Raw genomic sequence first — 289 nt, forward strand, 5'->3', positions numbered from 1 at the left:
TGGTCAGCCCCGTACTTTTCACATCGGTGGCAAAGGGCCGGTAGCCGATGACGGCTTTCGCACCGTTGGTCAGCTTCAGCGCCTCACCCGTCCAGCCGTTGCTGCTCCAGTCAAAACCCTCGAACGTGGTCTCCACGCCGTTCGACTCCCATGTTCCGGGGTTACTCTCCCCGTTGCTGCGGCCCGCCGCGTCAAGCTTGACCGCCAGGCCGTAGGTGGCCTCGCTGATATCGATACCGCTCTCACCCACGTCGATGCGCAAAGTGTACCCGGTCGGACCGGCTTTCAG

At 63.0% G+C, this 289-nt stretch carries 1 protein-coding gene; it reads right to left on the bottom strand.

What is annotated here, in order from left to right; all coding sequences use genetic code 11:
- Positions 1-289 (bottom strand): hypothetical protein (locus P0G09_RS20420; RefSeq protein ID WP_275253597.1); only part of this gene is annotated, 289 nt, incomplete at both ends.

The sequence above is a fragment of the Faecalibacterium sp. DFI.5.82 genome (genome assembly GCF_029076575.1).
Lineage (GTDB): Bacteria > Bacillota > Clostridia > Oscillospirales > Ruminococcaceae > Faecalibacterium > Faecalibacterium duncaniae.